This window comes from Domibacillus sp. DTU_2020_1001157_1_SI_ALB_TIR_016 (assembly GCF_032341995.1).
GTDB classification, from domain to species: domain Bacteria; phylum Bacillota; class Bacilli; order Bacillales; family Domibacillaceae; genus Domibacillus; species Domibacillus indicus_A.
This window is the reverse complement of record NZ_CP135439.1, coordinates 3,119,704-3,134,164: the sequence shown is the minus strand read 5'-3', so window position 1 is coordinate 3,134,164 and position 14,461 is coordinate 3,119,704. Positions and strand designations below refer to the sequence as shown.

The following is a 14,461-nucleotide window of genomic DNA, read 5'->3' as shown; positions in this document are numbered from 1 at the left end:
TTACCTGGCGATTTGTAACGGCCAGGCAAACACGTTTTTTTTATGGGCAAAATGAGCGAGCGGCTTTTGCTCAAAAACCGCATCCGGCAAAAAAGAAAGGGACGGCGGATCCAAAACCGTACAGCGCGCTTCTGCCACACGCCACCGGTCATGGTGAATATCTCCGCGGAAAACAAAGCCGCCTTTTTGATCAAACAGGCAATAGCGTTCAAGCAGCCAAAAGTCTATACTGCCTTCCTGCGGGATAAAGACAGAGGAAGAAGGGAAATAAACGGCACGAAAAGGATGTTTGCTTCCTGATCGAAAGTCCACCGTTTGATCGCGCACAAGCAGCTTCATTTGAGCATGGTAATACGGAAGAAGAGAAGCAGCCCGTGCCCCCAAAACGACCGGCCATTTATCGACACCAAGGCTGAAAAAGTAAACACCGGGAACGCCTTTATACGTGACGTAAGTGCGTATATTGATTTCTAAATAGGAATGATAAAAAGGAAAAGGCGGCAGGCCACGCAGGCGGGTGCCGCGGGCTAAAAAAGGCACAATGCTGACCCAGGCGCTGCCGCCGAACAAATCAAGAGAAAGAGCGGCTGGGATATGCGGTTCGAGTTTCTTGGCTGAAACAGGCCAGTGAAGAAAAAGCATAAAATCCCATTGCTGTGCTGCGATCCAGGGAGAAGAAGGGAGCGCAAAAGGACGCTGGCTCGTTTCACTGAAAGCGTTGGCCATTTCACGGGACTCCTTTCTATTTCTGTTCTGTGTCTAACCCATCTTCTTCTTTTTTAGGAGCGGATGCTTTTTCTAAAAGAGCTGTTAATTTGTCGTTGGCATCTTTCACCCATGGTTTCATTTTTTGAAGATCAGGGGTGTCTTTTTGTGCTTCGGCTATAAGCGGGTAAAGGCTTTTTTCAATAGCTGTGTATTCTTCTGGATATTGCTCTTCCACTTCAGCTTCAGCTAAATCCCAATGTTCTTCCAGGCTTTCTCCGGCTTTTTGAAGCTCCTCACCGCTTTCAGAGGATTCGATATGGGTGTTTACGCGGTCAAGCATACTTTGTACATTTTGAATTTTACTTGGCAAATCACGCGCCTGTTCCTCAATGGTATCGGTTTCGGTATCCAGTACAGGCTGTTCACTTTCGTCCGTTCCGCATCCGGCTGTCAGCATCCCTGCCAGGAAAAAAGCAGCATAGTAGGTTTTTTTCATGATGATCCCCTTTTCATCTTTTTTACTACTATTTACAAATGACACCGTTTTAAACGCTTTTTTTTGCTTCGTTTGTCTCTTAAAAGGACGGGTAAAAAGAAGAAAAAGGAGAGAAGCATAATGGCATTTGATTATTCGCTTGACTTTGACCATATTGACTTTCGAAAAGAACCCGAAAAATACCGTGTCGGCCGGGGCGAGCAGGGGGTACTGCTTGTGGAGCCCTACAAAAGTGAAATTTTGCCGCACTGGCGCTTTAAAACACCCGATATTGCCCGGGAATCATCAGAAAAGATTTACAGCATGTTTTTGGAATACAAAGAAAAAAATGATTTTGTCGGCATGGATATGGCACGCAAGTTTCTGCAGATGGGCTATACGCGGGCACGTCGTTACACAAACTACAAAGGCGGCCGCAAATATAATAAAGAAGGAAAGATAAACGAGCGGAATATTGATGAAGAAAAAGCGCAGTCAGCAGAGATTTTCCAGATGAAATGGAAAGCTGTGCGCGAAGATCAGGAGTACTTAAAATTGAAAAAAGAACATCAGAAAAAATATGGCTGATCGTAAAAAAGAACCGGCCTACTCAGGGCAGGACCGGTCCGTTAAAAGAGCTTTTATGCATTTTTGCGGTGAAAACCTTTGGCATAATATACAACCGTTAATGAAAGCAGCCAAAGCGGACCGACAATCAGGGCAATTCTTGTGTCCGCACTAAAGCCCATTACAACAATAACGCCTGCTAGAAACGCAAGAGAGATGTATGAAGTAAAAGGAAATAGCGGAACCTTGTATTTAAGTCCTTGCTGCTGTTGCGGGTTCAAGCTTTTTCGGTAGCGAATTTGTGAAAGCAAAATAACCGCCCATGTCCAAATCGCTCCGAATGTTGCAATGCTCGTTACCCATGTAAAAACTTTAGCAGGTACAAGATAGTTCAACAAAACGCCAATGAGCAGCACGCCAGCAGAAGCAATAATCGCTTTGCCCGGAACACCGTTTCGAGTCAGCGTTTGATAAGAAGAAGGTGCTTCCCCGTGTTCTGCCAGATTAAACAGCATGCGTCCTGTACTGAAAATACCGCTGTTGCAAGATGAAAGAGCGGCCGTTAGGACAACAAAGTTGATAATGCCGGCTGCTGCTGGAATACCCACTTTTTCAAATGTCAGGACAAATGGGCTTCCTTGTGTGCCAATTTCGGTCCACGGATAAATAGACATAATGACGAATAAAGCGCCCACATAAAAAATTAAAATCCGCCAAAACACAGAGTCAATCGCTCTGGATAATGACTTTTCCGGGTTTTTTACTTCCCCGGCTGTAACACCGATTAATTCAATGCCCAAATAAGCGAACATAACCATCTGCAAGGATAACAGAAGTCCTTTTGCACCATTCGGGAAAAAGCCGCCGTTCTCCCAAAGATTGCTGATTCCGGTTGCAATACCGCCGTTTCCGATTCCGAAAGCGATCATCAACACACCGATTACAATCATCGAAAGAATTGCAACAATTTTGATGAGGGCAAACCAAAACTCTAATTCCCCATATGCTTTTACCGCTAAAAAGTTAACGGTTGTCATAATGACCAAGGCGGCTAATGCCCAAATCCAGGCTGGAACATCCGGATACCAGTAGCCCATATAAACGCCGACTGCGGTAATTTCCGCCATACAGGTTACAACCCATAAAAACCAATAGTTCCATCCAGTTATAAATCCGGCCAGCGGGCCAAGATAATCACGCGCGTATTTACTAAATGAACCGGCAACAGGCTTTTCAATCGCCATTTCACCAAGCGCACGCATAATAAAAAACATCACCATGCCACTCACAGCATAAGCAAGCAAGATTCCTGGACCGGCCATTTTAATCGCGGTAGCGGAACCTAAAAAAAGCCCGACGCCGATGGCTGCGCCGAGTGACATAAGTGTAATATGCCTTTCTTCTAATCCACGGTGCAGTTCATTGCTGTTGTTTGGCTGAGGCGCTATTTTCTTTGAGTCTAGTTGTGCCATTTGTGTTCTCCCTTTCCTTAAAATAGGCTCCAAAATGGAAAAAATTTCTGAGATGCTTCAAGAAATTAACGCACTTTCTCATTGTATCCCTGTGCTGTTTCGGTTGGCAAGAAAAATAAGAAAGAAACATAACCTCCTTTTTTGCTGAAACAGGGAAGCTGGTGAAGAATGAATCAAAAAAACCCTTGATATTACTTGTTTGATACCGCTTACAATTAAGAGCGTATGCCCATTTTAACATTGATTGATAGAAAAATTGTTTGTGGAGAAATAAAAATTTTTTTTCTCTTGTTTGGGAATATAAACAAAAAGAAGAGGAATAGTTTCGTAAGAAAAGAATCCGTTTTTAGTCAGATAAATTTCAGTTTTCCCTGCTCTTTAAAAAAGAAACAGCTGGAAAAAATGGAAAAAGCACTGGTGCTTTTCACCAGTGCTTTTTCATTAATGATCCTGCCGGAACCAGCCCTTTCTCCAGAAAAAGACAAACATGGACAGGGAAATACCAGCCATGACACCAAGAACTATAAAATAACCGTAGTGCCAGTGTAATTCTGGCATATGATCAAAATTCATTCCGTAAATGCCGGCAATAAACGTAAGCGGCATGAAAATCGTTGTGATGACTGTTAATGTCATCATAATGCTGTTCATACGATTTGAGTTCACCGAAAGATAGCTGTCACGCATATCTTTTGTGAGTTCCCGGTTTGATTCAACGATTTCTGTCAGCATTAAAAGATGATCATAAATATCTTTAAAATATAGTTTGCTTTTTTTACCCATTTGAATCCGGTCTGAATTCAGTACACGGTATAACAATTCCCGCATCGGAAAAATAATCCGGCGTAGCTTCAGCAGCTCTTTTCGAATATCAAATAAATCATCTGTGCTCGCCTGGTCTGCATCCTCTGCTTCGAGCTGGATTAAGCTGTCCTCAATCTGATAGACGCTCGGGAAAAAGTGGTCGACTACTTTGTCCACAAGATGGTATAAAACCTGAACTGGGTTTAAGTTTTTTATTTTTTTAGCATCTAGAAGACGTTCCCATACTGTGTCAATTTCAACAGATTTTTTCCGATGAAAAGTTACAATATAGTTTGCACACCAAAAAATATCAATCTCTTCCGGATCAAGCGTTTTTTGATTGATGGATTGAATAATCATAAAGTTGTGATCTTCATAGTAATCCAGCTTTGGCCGTTGAATAAAATGCAAGCAGTCTTCAATCGCCAGCGGGTGAAATGCGAAAAACTCCTGTAAAATCGTCGTTTCTTCGTTTGTCGGCTGGTCAAGGTCCACCCAGTACCAAAGGATGTTGTCCCCGCGAAGGTCTTCAAGCGGGATGTTATGCAACACAGCTTGATCAGCCGTAATTGCAGCCGTTCGGATCATGCGCATCACCTTCTTCTTGTAGTAAGCCCTTAACAGTATACAGCATATCCGCATGTTTGTAAGGAGAGAAGGGAGGGAACAGGGAGCAGACAAAACAGATTTCTGACTAATTTAAAGGAGTGTTCTATTTTTAAATCAGTAACTAACCGCTCCCGTTTCCGGCAAGCGGCGCAGTAGGCCTTGTACTGTATGGTGTTTTTACCGGTGCTTCACAGGCGGCTCCTGTCCGCAACTCTATTGCAGCAGCCCTGGGAATGTATTTTCTAATTCAATGGGCAGGTGTCCCGGCTTTTGAGAATCACGGTCTTTGGCTCGCTTTTATAAGCTTTACACTGGCTCGTTCTGTTTTTCTTGTTTTTTATATGCCGGCGCTTGGACGCCGACTGTTTCCGCCTGAGAGGGACAGGGACATGGATAAAAAAGCCTTTGCTGATCAAGCTTGAATCAGCAAAGGCTTTTTTGGGTATGGATGAATAGAAAAGGAGGCAGCGATATGAACGAAAAGTACACGGGCTTAGCCGAAACGGCGATCCAGTCCATTGAAAAAATTGCAGGCACTCATCCAGGCTTTCGGAGGGCGCATGCAAAAGGCTGCTTTTATCAAGCTGTTTTTGTTCCAAATGGGGAGGCTGCACCGTATACAAAAGCCGTGCATTTGCAGCAAAGACCGGTGCCGGCAGTCGTCCGTTTTTCAGACAGCTCACCAAATCCAAATATGATCGACAGTCTATCACCAGTAAAGGGCATGTCTGTTCAGTTTCACCTGCCCAATGGAGAAGAAACCTATTTGGTTAGTGTAAATGTCCCGGTTTTTTTAACGAAAACACCAGAAGCGTTCGTGGAAATGATGAGGCTTGCCGCAGAAGGGCCGGGACCAAGAGATTTAATGAAATTGTTTATCGACTATCCCGAAAGCAAAGCGGCTTTTCAGATTTTAAAACAAATGAAGCCGTTCGTCAGCTATTCAACGAGCCGCTATTTTCCTATTCATACATTTTACTTTGTCAATGAAGCAGGCGACAGGCAGCCTGTAAAATATGAATGGATACCAGAGAAAGCGTTTAGCGCAGAAGCAAAAAAAGAAGCCGTTACCCATCCCGCGGATTACTTAGAAAAAGAATTGGAAGATGAGCTGCCTGTCAGCTTTACACTTTCTATTATTCTAGGGAAACCGGGAGATGCCACGGACGATTCAACCGTACTTTGGCCTGAAGACCGGCCGCGTATTTCTGTTGGTCGTCTGGAAATAAGAGAAAAAATTCTCCAGCCAAATGACCGGGTCATTTTCGATCCAACTGTGCTTCCGGATGGGATAGAGTGTTCGAATGACCCGGTTTTACATGCCCGCCAGGCTATTTATGCCGCTTCTTCTTTACGTCGTTTTAACGGTCTGTAACAGAAATGAAATACAAATGACCCAAAAAAAACGTTAAAATGAAATAAATAGAAAAGATATATAGGTTAAAAGCGGCATATTTTTGAATGGAGGCAACAAAGTGAAAAAATGGACGATGTTTATCACGGCATTATGCCTGGTTTTTTCTCTGCTGGGCATTCAAGCACCTGTTCAGGCAGCGGGATTTAACGATGTTCCATCGCGTGCAGTTAAGGAAGTAAATTACTTAACGCAAGGAAAAATTATTTACGGTGTTACTCCGTCATCATTCGCTCCAGGAGCAACATTGACGCGGGCGCAAGTGGCCATTTTTGTCGGCCGGACCCTGCAGCTTAATGGACAGCAGCGGGCTACTCGTTTTTCCGACGTGGGAAAAGGGAACACGGCGTCCGGCTATATTGAAGCCATGGTCGATAAAGGCATTATGCTCGGTACATCAGACAATCGATTTTTCCCTTCTAAAGCCGTTACACGCGGTGACATGGCCATCATTTTACAAAGAGCATTCGGTTATTCCGGAAATGCTGAACAGGCTCTTTTAAAGCTTGGGATTGCCAGCGGAATGGAAGACGGCACATTTGGCACGAATAAAACGATTACCCGCGCGGATTTTGCGGTGTTTCTTGCGCGTGCTGTGAATCCATCTTTTCGCTTGAAACAGTCAGCTTCTTTTGAGTCAGCACTTGTGTCAACCACAAACAACTTAAATATTCGGACTGGTCCATCAACGGATTACACGTCTATCGGCAAAATTTCAGCCAACACAAAAGTATCGGGTGCCCATTCTGTAGGCGGCTGGACTTATATAAAAGCAGGGTCACTAACCGGATTTATCAGTTCTTCTTATTTGCGCTCATCGTCAGGAAGTACGGCGCCTGATGCACCGGCTCCAGCTCCGTCACCAAATACGGATTCTGCTTTGGCCGGGCAAACGATTATTTTAGATCCGGGCCATGGGGGCAAAGATTCCGGCGCGGTCGGCAATGGCTTAAAAGAAAAAGACGTTGTGCTCAAAGCCGGCCTGCAAGTAAGCAGCCTTTTAAAAGGAACACCGTTTACGGTAAAAATGACCCGGTCTTCGGATGTCTTTATTGAACTGCTTGACCGTTCTGCGTTTGCGAAAAATGAAGACGGAGATATTTTTGTCAGTATCCATGCAAATGCCGCAACACCTGCAGCAACAGGTACAGAAGCGTATTATTATTCAGCCGGCAACCAGCATGTAGCGGACAGCAAGCTTCTTGGCGAAAAGATTCATGCACGTATGCTTGCCGCATGGGACCTTCGCGACCGCGGTACGAAACCGGGCAATTACTCGGTTCTTCGGGAAAACAGCATGCCAGCCACATTGCTTGAGCTTGGTTTTATCACAAATGCAGGAGACGCTGCCAAGATGGCATCTGATGCTCAAATGAATAAAATGTCTATTGCGATTTACAACGGGATCCTTGATTATTACAAAGCAAAAGGATTTAGCGTAGATGCGTATTACAAATAAAAAATGGCTTCCGTTTTGAACGGAAGCCATTTTTCATTGGAGGAGATTGTCATGGTCCGCATTCGAAAAACAGGAAGTTTATATCAGGTTTCTTTTATGCCATCCCTGTTTCCGGTTAACTGCTATATAGTTGAGGAAGAAAGATTTCTTACGTTGATTGATGCAGCGCTTCCGTTTAGTGCAGCCGCCATTATGAATATGGTGAAACGATTGGGCAAGCCGATTGAACACATTGTACTTACTCATGCTCACGAAGACCATATTGGCTCAGTTGATCGATTAAAAGCATTTATGCCTGATGTGCCCGTTTATATATCTGCACGCGACGCCCGAATTTTGGAAGGAGATTTGACGGTTGATGCGGGCGAAGCACAAAAACCTATTAAAGGCGGCGTTCCGAAGAGAATGAGCACAAAACCGGATGTAGAACTAAATGAAGGAGATCGAGTCGGCTCGCTCGAAGCCGTGTTTACGCCAGGCCATACGCCGGGTTCCATGTCGTTATGGGACACCCGGAACAAGCACCTGATTGTTGGAGATGCTTTTCAAACACACGGAGGAATGGCGGTTGCCGGTACGTTTAAACCGCTTTTCCCTTTTCCAGCGTTCGGAACGTGGGATAGGGAGACCGCCATCGAAAGTGCCAAACGGATTCAGGCGCTTCAGCCAGCGCTTCTTGCGGCGGGCCACGGCAAGATGGTGCCGAATCCAGAGAGCGCCATACGCCAGGCAATTGGCGAAGCAGAGAGAAAACTGAGCTGAAAAAAAGCGAAGCCCAAAGCCGGCTTCGTTTTTTTGCGTTTGCGAAAAAGAAATCCCACCTTTATAATGAGGGTATCGAACGTTTGTTTTTGTAGATAGGAGGAAAAGCCATGCAGGCGATCATTGCTGAAAAAGCATCACAGGCCGAGGCGCTTGCCGCTCCATTCCGCCATGTGAAAAAAGGAACACACATTGAGATTGCACCGTGTGAAACATTTCCAGATGGTGCGCTGCTCGCCTGGTGCAGCGGCCACTTGTTTGAAATTGTACCGCCGCATGAGATGGATCCTAAATTAAAGAGATGGCACCTTGAAACACTGCCAATGATTCCAGAAACATTTAAATATAAAATCATTCCAGCTAAAACGAGCCGCTTCAAAGCAGTCAAGGAAATTATTCGAAATCCGGCTGTAACCGAAATTATCTCCGCGGGGGACCCGGCACGTGAGGGAGAGCTCATTGTGCAGCTTGTTGTCCGCATGTCTGGTGTTAATAAACCGATGCGGCGCCTTTGGGTAAGCAGCTTAACACCGAGAGCCGTGGAGCAGGCTTTTGCTAATCTGAGGCCCATTGAAGAGACGATGCCGCTTTACCACGAAGCGATGGCCCGCAGCTATGCAGACTGGCTGATCGGCATGAATGCAAGCCGTGCTTATACGCTCTTAATTCAGTCCAAAACAAAAGGAGCAGGGCGGGATGTATACGCTGTCGGGCGCGTGCAGACACCTACGCTTGCTCTTGTCGTCAAGCGGGAAAAAGAGATTCTTACCTTTGTATCCAAGCCGTTTTATGAAGTAGTGGCGTCTTTTAACATGAATGGAGCTTTATATGAAGGAAAATGGATAAAAGAAAAAGAAACGCGCTTTTATGAACGGGAGAATGCAGAAGCAATCCGGGATGAGTGCATGGGAAAAGAAGCGGAAGCAGTGGAAGTGAAAACGGAAAACAAACCGGTGCCGCCGCCTGCTTTTCACAGTTTATCCACGCTGCAGGCACTTGCGAATAAGCGGTTTAATTTTTCGCCGAAAAAAACATTGGAGGTAACGCAGTCTCTTTATGAACGGTCTTACGTGACCTACCCCCGGACTGACAGCAATCATGTGAATCCAGAAGAAGCTGCGGCTTTTCCGGCTATCTTAAGGAAGTTATCCCAGCTTGAGCCGTACAAACAATGGGCCGCAGGGACGACACGTTCCATCCTATCGGATAAACGGTATGTAGACTCAAAAAAAGTAAGCGATCATTATGCCATTATTCCAACAGAAAAAATTCCATCTCTTCATTCATTAAGCGGTGATGAGCGAAAGATTTATGATCTGATCGCTCGTTCATTGATTGCTGCCCATTATAACCCGGCTCTGTTTGCACATTCGACTATCCGAACAGCGGTCGGGCCGCACATCTTTGTGACGAACGGAAAGCGGCTGATTGAGCCCGGGTGGCGTCCGGTTTTGTTTGAAAAGGAAAAAGAGGATGTGCTGCTGCCGAATGTGAAAGAAGGACAAAAAGGCATAGCAGAGGATGTAAAAGTCGTGGAAGGAAAAACTGTCCCGCCGAAACGGTATACAGAAGGGGAACTGATTACTGCCATGAAAAATGTCGGTTATACAGTGGAGGACAAAGAGCTTGGCAATGTATTAAAATCGGTTTCCGGCCTTGGGGAGGAAAGTACACGCTCTAATATTATCGAGCGCCTGAAGCAGCTTGACTATATGAAGATAGAAGAGCACCGTGTGGTACCGATGGCTAAGGCATTCGTCTTGATTGATGCAGTGGAAAATACGCTGCTTGCTTCACCGGAATTAACAGGCAGATGGGAGCAGCGTTTAAAAGAAATCGGCAAAGGACAAGCGCCAGCCAATGTATTTATTGAACAGTCGAAGCGGCTCGCCCAAAAAATTGTGCAGGATGCTATAGAGCACTCTGCCGGCTGGTCATTTGATGCGCCGTCTAAGCCGGCCGCGCAAGATAATCAGCCGCTCGGTGAATGCCCGAAATGCGGAAGCGTTGTTGTCGATAAAGGGAAATTTTATGGCTGTTCCGCTTACCAATCATCAAAATGCGGGTTTATACTCGGCAAAAAAATGCTCGGCAAGTCAATCAGTGCAGCGAATGTAAAAAAGCTTCTTCAGAAAGGAAAAACGAACTTAATCAAAGGCTTTAAAGGAAAGCGGCCATTTGACGCTTATCTCGTTTGGAAAGATAAAAGTGAAGGCACCGTTCAATTTGAATTTAAAGCCCCGAAAAACCAGTAGTGATATATACCTGCTTTCTAGCATCATAATCATTAAAACATGCTGTTTGCACACAGGTTCTGATAAGATAAAGAAAAAAGCGTTCAGGGGGCTGGAATGAAAACACTGATCAATATAAAGGTAAACAAAAAAGCGGCAGCAAAGCTTCGCGCGGGATACCCTCTTCTTGAAAAAGAAGCGATTGAAAACCCAAAAGCACTCAAAGAAGAAGGGGATATTCTCCGTATTTTAGATGATAAAAAAAACTATATCGGTACCGGCTATTACGGCGTACAAAATAAAGGCATCGGCTGGGTCATCACCCGGGAGCCGGAAGAATATATCGATGCTGCTTTTTTCGCCCGCAAAATAGAGGCGGCTTTTCAGCACCGTAAAGAGCTGATGAAAGACCCTGATACAACGGCTTTTCGCTTGTTTAATGGTGAAGGAGACGGAATTGGCGGGCTAATTATCGATTACTATGACGGTTTTTATGTTATTCACTGGTACAGCGAGGGTATTTACTCATTCCGGAAAGACATCCTGACTGCCATGCGCGAGAAGCTCGAATTCAAAGGGATTTATGAGAAAAAGCGCTTTGACCAGAAAGGGCAGTACATTGAAGATGATGATTTTGTAGAAGGAGAGCGCGGCGAGTTTCCAATGCTGATCAAAGAAAATGGCGTGAATTTTTGTGTGGATTTAAATGACGGTGCTATGACCGGAATTTTTCTTGATCAGCGTGAAGTAAGAAATGCGATCCGCACAAGATATGCCAAAGGTGCGGAAATGCTTAATATGTTTTCCTATACAGGCGCATTTTCTGTTTCTTCTGTGCTTGGAGGCGCTGTAAAAACAACAAGTGTTGATGTCGCCAACCGAAGCAGGCCAAAGACAATCCAGCAATTTGAAGCGAACGGAATTGATGTCTCGGAGCAGGAAATCGTTGTGGACGATGTATTTCAATATTTTAAATACGCTGCCCGAAAAAAGCGGACCTTTGATCTTGTTGTTGTCGACCCGCCCAGTTTTGCGAAAACAAAAAAACGGACCTTCAGCGCAGCAAAAGATTATACAAAGCTGCTTGAAGAAACGATTCAGTTAACGAAGCATAAAGGCATCATTGTCGCCTCTACAAACAGCAGCGCTGTGGATGTAAAAACATTTAAGAAGTTTATTAAAGAAGCCTGCAAGGAACAGGGAGCGGCTTATGAGATTGTCGAGCAATACGGGCTGCCGGAAGATTTTCGAACCATAGAGGCTTTTCCTGAAGGCCATTATTTAAAAGTGATGTTTGTAAAAATTAAAAAGAAATAAAAAAACGGCTTCCGCACAAGGAAGCCGTTTTTTTATGAGGAAAACCGGTTTAACATGTATAGCGTCCTAGCAGCGCATAGCTCAAAACTGGCGCTTCTTCTTTCATTTAACATAAGATAAAGAGGATGATATAAAAAGGAGAGATCAGCATGAATCAAAAGCCGGTCATTTTTGCCCATCGCGGTGCAAGCGGAACATGCCCCGAAAATACAATGGCCGCTTTCCGGGCAGCTGCTCAAAAAGGGGCAGACGGCATTGAACTCGATGTACAAATGACAAGGGATGGAGAGCTTGTCATTATTCATGATGAAACCGTTAATCGGACAACAAACGGCAGGGGAGCCATTGGGCGAATGACGCTGGATGAATTGGCACAGCTTGATGCAGGAAGCTGGTTCAGTCCGTCCTTCGCAGGCGAAAAAATTCCAACACTTGATGAATTTTTTAAGTGGGCGGCAGGCAATAAGCTGCAGATCAATATTGAACTCAAAACGAATAAAGTACCTTACCACGGAATCGAAAAACAAGTGCTGGATTTGATTAACGCTTACCAGATGCGGGAGAGAATCATTATTTCTTCGTTTAACTTCGACAGCATTAAGCGGGTGATTGAGCTGGACCCGTACATAGCAGTTGCGGGACTTATTTGGAAAATACGCCGTGATGCATTGGCAAGAGCGAAAGAGCTTGGTTTAAGGGCCCTTCATACACAGTCATCCTATGCGCTTAGCGGCTATGGCAGGGAAGCTGTTAACAGCGGTATGCTTCTTCGTCTCTATACAATTAACCACCCGAAAGAGTGGGAGCGGATTCGGGGCAGTGGTGTGCCAGTAGAAGCGCTTATTACCGATTTTCCTGAACGGTTTCGTTAACGCTTTGAGCGGCTGATCGTTGTAAGTTTAATACCGCATCCGCATAAAGTACTGTGCTTTAGCTTTTTCATAGCCATTTGGCAGTCAGGACAAATTTGGGCTTTTTTCAACGAATGTTCACTCCTTTTCAAAATAAAAGAGGTATCCGCAAACGGGCGGAATACCTCTTTTTTTATTTACTGTGCTGGAACGGCAAGGCCAAGCCCTTCTGCAATGCGTGTGCCGTATTCCGGATCTGCTTTATAGAAATGGGCGATCTGGCGAAGCTTAATGTCTTCACGCTCTACCGGTTTCATCGCACCAACGATGTTGTTCACAAGGCGTGTGCGCTCATCTTCAGACAATAAACGGTACAAGTCGCCTGCTTGTGTGTAATGGTCATCATGGCTGTAGCTGTGCTGACCTGCAAAGCCTTGCACTTCAAATGGTGTCAGCTTCGCTTCCGGTGTTTCAGCCGGGCCGCCAAAGCTGTTTGGCTCATAATAAACCGACTTGCCGCCATTGCCGTCGAAGCGCATTTGGCCGTCGCGCTGATAGTTGTGGTACGGGCATTTTGGCGAGTTGATTGGCAGTGTGTTATGGTTAGCGCCAACACGGTAGCGGTGTGCATCTGCATAAGCGAACAAGCGGCCTTGAAGCATTTTATCTGGTGACGGCTCAATACCTGGAACAAGAGTACCTGGTGAGAATGTAGCCTGCTCAACTTCTGCAAAATAGTTTTCTGGATTGCGGTCCAGTGTCATTTTACCAACTTCGATTAATGGATAGTCTTTTTGTGACCATACTTTTGTGACATCAAATGGATCCCATTTATACGTATTGGCATCTTCGTATGGCATAATTTGCACATACAGCGTCCAAGATGGGAAATCACCGTTTTCAATAGCGTTAAATAAATCTTCTGTATGATAATCCGGATTTTCACCAGCTAGTTTTGCGGCAACATCTACATCCAGATTTTTTACACCTTGGTCTGTTTTAAAGTGGTATTTCACCCAGACAGCTTGTCCTTCAGCGTTTACCCATTTAAAGGTGTGGCTGCCGAATCCATGCATATGACGGAGCGTTGCCGGGATACCACGGTCAGACATTAAAATCGTAACCTGATGAAGTGATTCAGGTGATAAAGACCAGAAATCCCAAACGGCTGTAGGGTTTTTCAAGTGCGTTTGCGGATGGCGTTTTTGTGTATGGATAAAGTCAGGGAATTTAATCGCGTCGCGAATGAAAAATACAGGTGTATTGTTTCCGACAATATCATAGTTGCCTTCTTCTGTATAAAACTTAACTGCAAAGCCGCGCGGATCACGAACCGTATCAGCTGATCCAAGCTCGCCAGCAACAGTTGAGAAGCGGATAAACATCGGCGTACGTTTGCCTGCTTCGGCTAAAAAGTCTGCTTTTGTATATTTTGAGATTTCATCATTTGTTACTTCAAAGTAGCCATGTGCACCAGCGCCTTTTGCGTGAACAACGCGCTCAGGTACGCGTTCGCGGTTGAAGTGAGCTAGTTTTTCAAGCAAATGAACATCTTGAATTAAAGTAGGACCGCGATCTCCCGCTGTTTGTGAGTTTTGATTATCCCCAACAGGAGCACCCCAGCTGGTTGTTAAACGATTGCTTTTTTCAATCAAAGAAATCACCTCATCAGTTATTGTTTACTATAAGTAAATGATAACACTTCTCAAACGAAAGTCAATATTTATTTATAATAATTATCAATAAAAACTTTCTCTAATATGATAATGTATGAAATCGAGATCGTCTA

At 44.7% G+C, this 14,461-nt stretch carries 13 protein-coding genes; 8 read left to right on the top strand and 5 right to left on the bottom strand.

Translation table 11 applies throughout. The annotated features are described in order from the left end of the window. Together RRU94_RS24150 and RRU94_RS24145 are read right to left on the bottom strand one after the other, a co-directional pair. A complete protein-coding gene (locus RRU94_RS24150) occupies positions 1-726 on the bottom strand; it encodes a YqjF family protein (RefSeq protein ID WP_315693387.1) in 726 nt (241 codons plus the stop codon). 16 nt (positions 727-742) lie between these two features. After that, on the bottom strand, positions 743-1,204 hold the full coding sequence (locus RRU94_RS24145) for a hypothetical protein (RefSeq protein ID WP_315693386.1): 462 nt from the start codon (positions 1,202-1,204) through the stop codon (positions 743-745). A 120-nt stretch (positions 1,205-1,324) separates the two neighbouring features. On the opposite strand from RRU94_RS24145, the gene RRU94_RS24140 reads away from it, so the two are divergent. Continuing rightward, positions 1,325-1,771 carry a DUF4385 domain-containing protein gene (locus RRU94_RS24140; protein ID WP_315693385.1) on the top strand — a complete coding sequence of 149 codons (447 nt, stop codon included), beginning with the start codon at positions 1,325-1,327 and terminating at the stop codon, positions 1,769-1,771. Positions 1,772-1,824: 53 nt separating this feature from the next. On the opposite strand, the gene alaP is transcribed toward RRU94_RS24140, so the two are convergent. Next, complete coding sequence (gene alaP, locus RRU94_RS24135; RefSeq protein WP_315693384.1) at positions 1,825-3,222, bottom strand: alanine permease AlaP; 1,398 nt, start codon at positions 3,220-3,222, stop codon at positions 1,825-1,827. 441 nt (positions 3,223-3,663) lie between these two features. After that, on the bottom strand, positions 3,664-4,614 hold the full coding sequence (corA, locus tag RRU94_RS24130; RefSeq protein WP_315693383.1) for a magnesium/cobalt transporter CorA: 951 nt from the start codon (positions 4,612-4,614) through the stop codon (positions 3,664-3,666). Between the two features lie 254 nt (positions 4,615-4,868). Between corA and RRU94_RS24125 the strand changes: the two genes are divergently transcribed. From RRU94_RS24125 to RRU94_RS24095, 7 genes are all read left to right on the top strand, one after another. Next, positions 4,869-5,057: a hypothetical protein gene (locus tag RRU94_RS24125; protein ID WP_315693382.1), complete on the top strand. Its 189-nt coding sequence runs from the start codon at positions 4,869-4,871 to the stop codon at positions 5,055-5,057. Between the two features lie 50 nt (positions 5,058-5,107). Then, positions 5,108-6,010 (top strand): catalase family peroxidase, encoded by a 903-nt coding sequence (locus tag RRU94_RS24120; RefSeq protein ID WP_315693380.1) that lies wholly within the window; start codon positions 5,108-5,110, stop codon positions 6,008-6,010. A gap of 100 nt (positions 6,011-6,110) precedes the next feature. Beyond that, entirely contained in the window at positions 6,111-7,508 is a 1,398-nt protein-coding gene (locus RRU94_RS24115; RefSeq protein WP_315693379.1) for an N-acetylmuramoyl-L-alanine amidase, read from the top strand. 51 nt (positions 7,509-7,559) lie between these two features. Next, complete coding sequence (locus tag RRU94_RS24110; RefSeq protein WP_315693377.1) at positions 7,560-8,270, top strand: MBL fold metallo-hydrolase; 711 nt, start codon at positions 7,560-7,562, stop codon at positions 8,268-8,270. Positions 8,271-8,380: 110 nt separating this feature from the next. Further along, the gene (locus RRU94_RS24105; RefSeq protein WP_315693376.1) at positions 8,381-10,525 is read left to right on the top strand and encodes a type IA DNA topoisomerase; all 2,145 of its coding nucleotides are present in this window, start codon (positions 8,381-8,383) and stop codon (positions 10,523-10,525) included. Between the two features lie 96 nt (positions 10,526-10,621). Continuing rightward, positions 10,622-11,821 (top strand): class I SAM-dependent rRNA methyltransferase, encoded by a 1,200-nt coding sequence (locus RRU94_RS24100; protein WP_315693374.1) that lies wholly within the window; start codon positions 10,622-10,624, stop codon positions 11,819-11,821. A 149-nt stretch (positions 11,822-11,970) separates the two neighbouring features. Continuing rightward, positions 11,971-12,693 carry a glycerophosphodiester phosphodiesterase gene (locus RRU94_RS24095; RefSeq protein ID WP_315693373.1) on the top strand — a complete coding sequence of 241 codons (723 nt, stop codon included), beginning with the start codon at positions 11,971-11,973 and terminating at the stop codon, positions 12,691-12,693. A 176-nt stretch (positions 12,694-12,869) separates the two neighbouring features. Here the strand turns inward: RRU94_RS24095 and katA are convergent, their stop codons facing one another. Beyond that, the gene (gene katA, locus RRU94_RS24090) at positions 12,870-14,324 is read right to left on the bottom strand and encodes a catalase KatA (RefSeq protein WP_315696123.1); all 1,455 of its coding nucleotides are present in this window, start codon (positions 14,322-14,324) and stop codon (positions 12,870-12,872) included. Between the last annotated feature and the right edge of the window lie 137 nt (positions 14,325-14,461).

Coding starts and splice junctions, on each gene's coding strand:
- RRU94_RS24150 (WP_315693387.1), bottom strand. CDS start 726: ATGGCCAACGCTTTCAGTGAAACGAGCCAGCGTCCTTTTGCGCTCCCT.
- RRU94_RS24145 (WP_315693386.1), bottom strand. CDS start 1,204: ATGAAAAAAACCTACTATGCTGCTTTTTTCCTGGCAGGGATGCTGACA.
- RRU94_RS24140 (WP_315693385.1), top strand. CDS start 1,325: ATGGCATTTGATTATTCGCTTGACTTTGACCATATTGACTTTCGAAAA.
- alaP (WP_315693384.1), bottom strand. CDS start 3,222: ATGGCACAACTAGACTCAAAGAAAATAGCGCCTCAGCCAAACAACAGC.
- corA (WP_315693383.1), bottom strand. CDS start 4,614: ATGATCCGAACGGCTGCAATTACGGCTGATCAAGCTGTGTTGCATAAC.
- RRU94_RS24125 (WP_315693382.1), top strand. CDS start 4,869: ATGTATTTTCTAATTCAATGGGCAGGTGTCCCGGCTTTTGAGAATCAC.
- RRU94_RS24120 (WP_315693380.1), top strand. CDS start 5,108: ATGAACGAAAAGTACACGGGCTTAGCCGAAACGGCGATCCAGTCCATT.
- RRU94_RS24110 (WP_315693377.1), top strand. CDS start 7,560: ATGGTCCGCATTCGAAAAACAGGAAGTTTATATCAGGTTTCTTTTATG.
- RRU94_RS24105 (WP_315693376.1), top strand. CDS start 8,381: ATGCAGGCGATCATTGCTGAAAAAGCATCACAGGCCGAGGCGCTTGCC.
- RRU94_RS24100 (WP_315693374.1), top strand. CDS start 10,622: ATGAAAACACTGATCAATATAAAGGTAAACAAAAAAGCGGCAGCAAAG.
- RRU94_RS24095 (WP_315693373.1), top strand. CDS start 11,971: ATGAATCAAAAGCCGGTCATTTTTGCCCATCGCGGTGCAAGCGGAACA.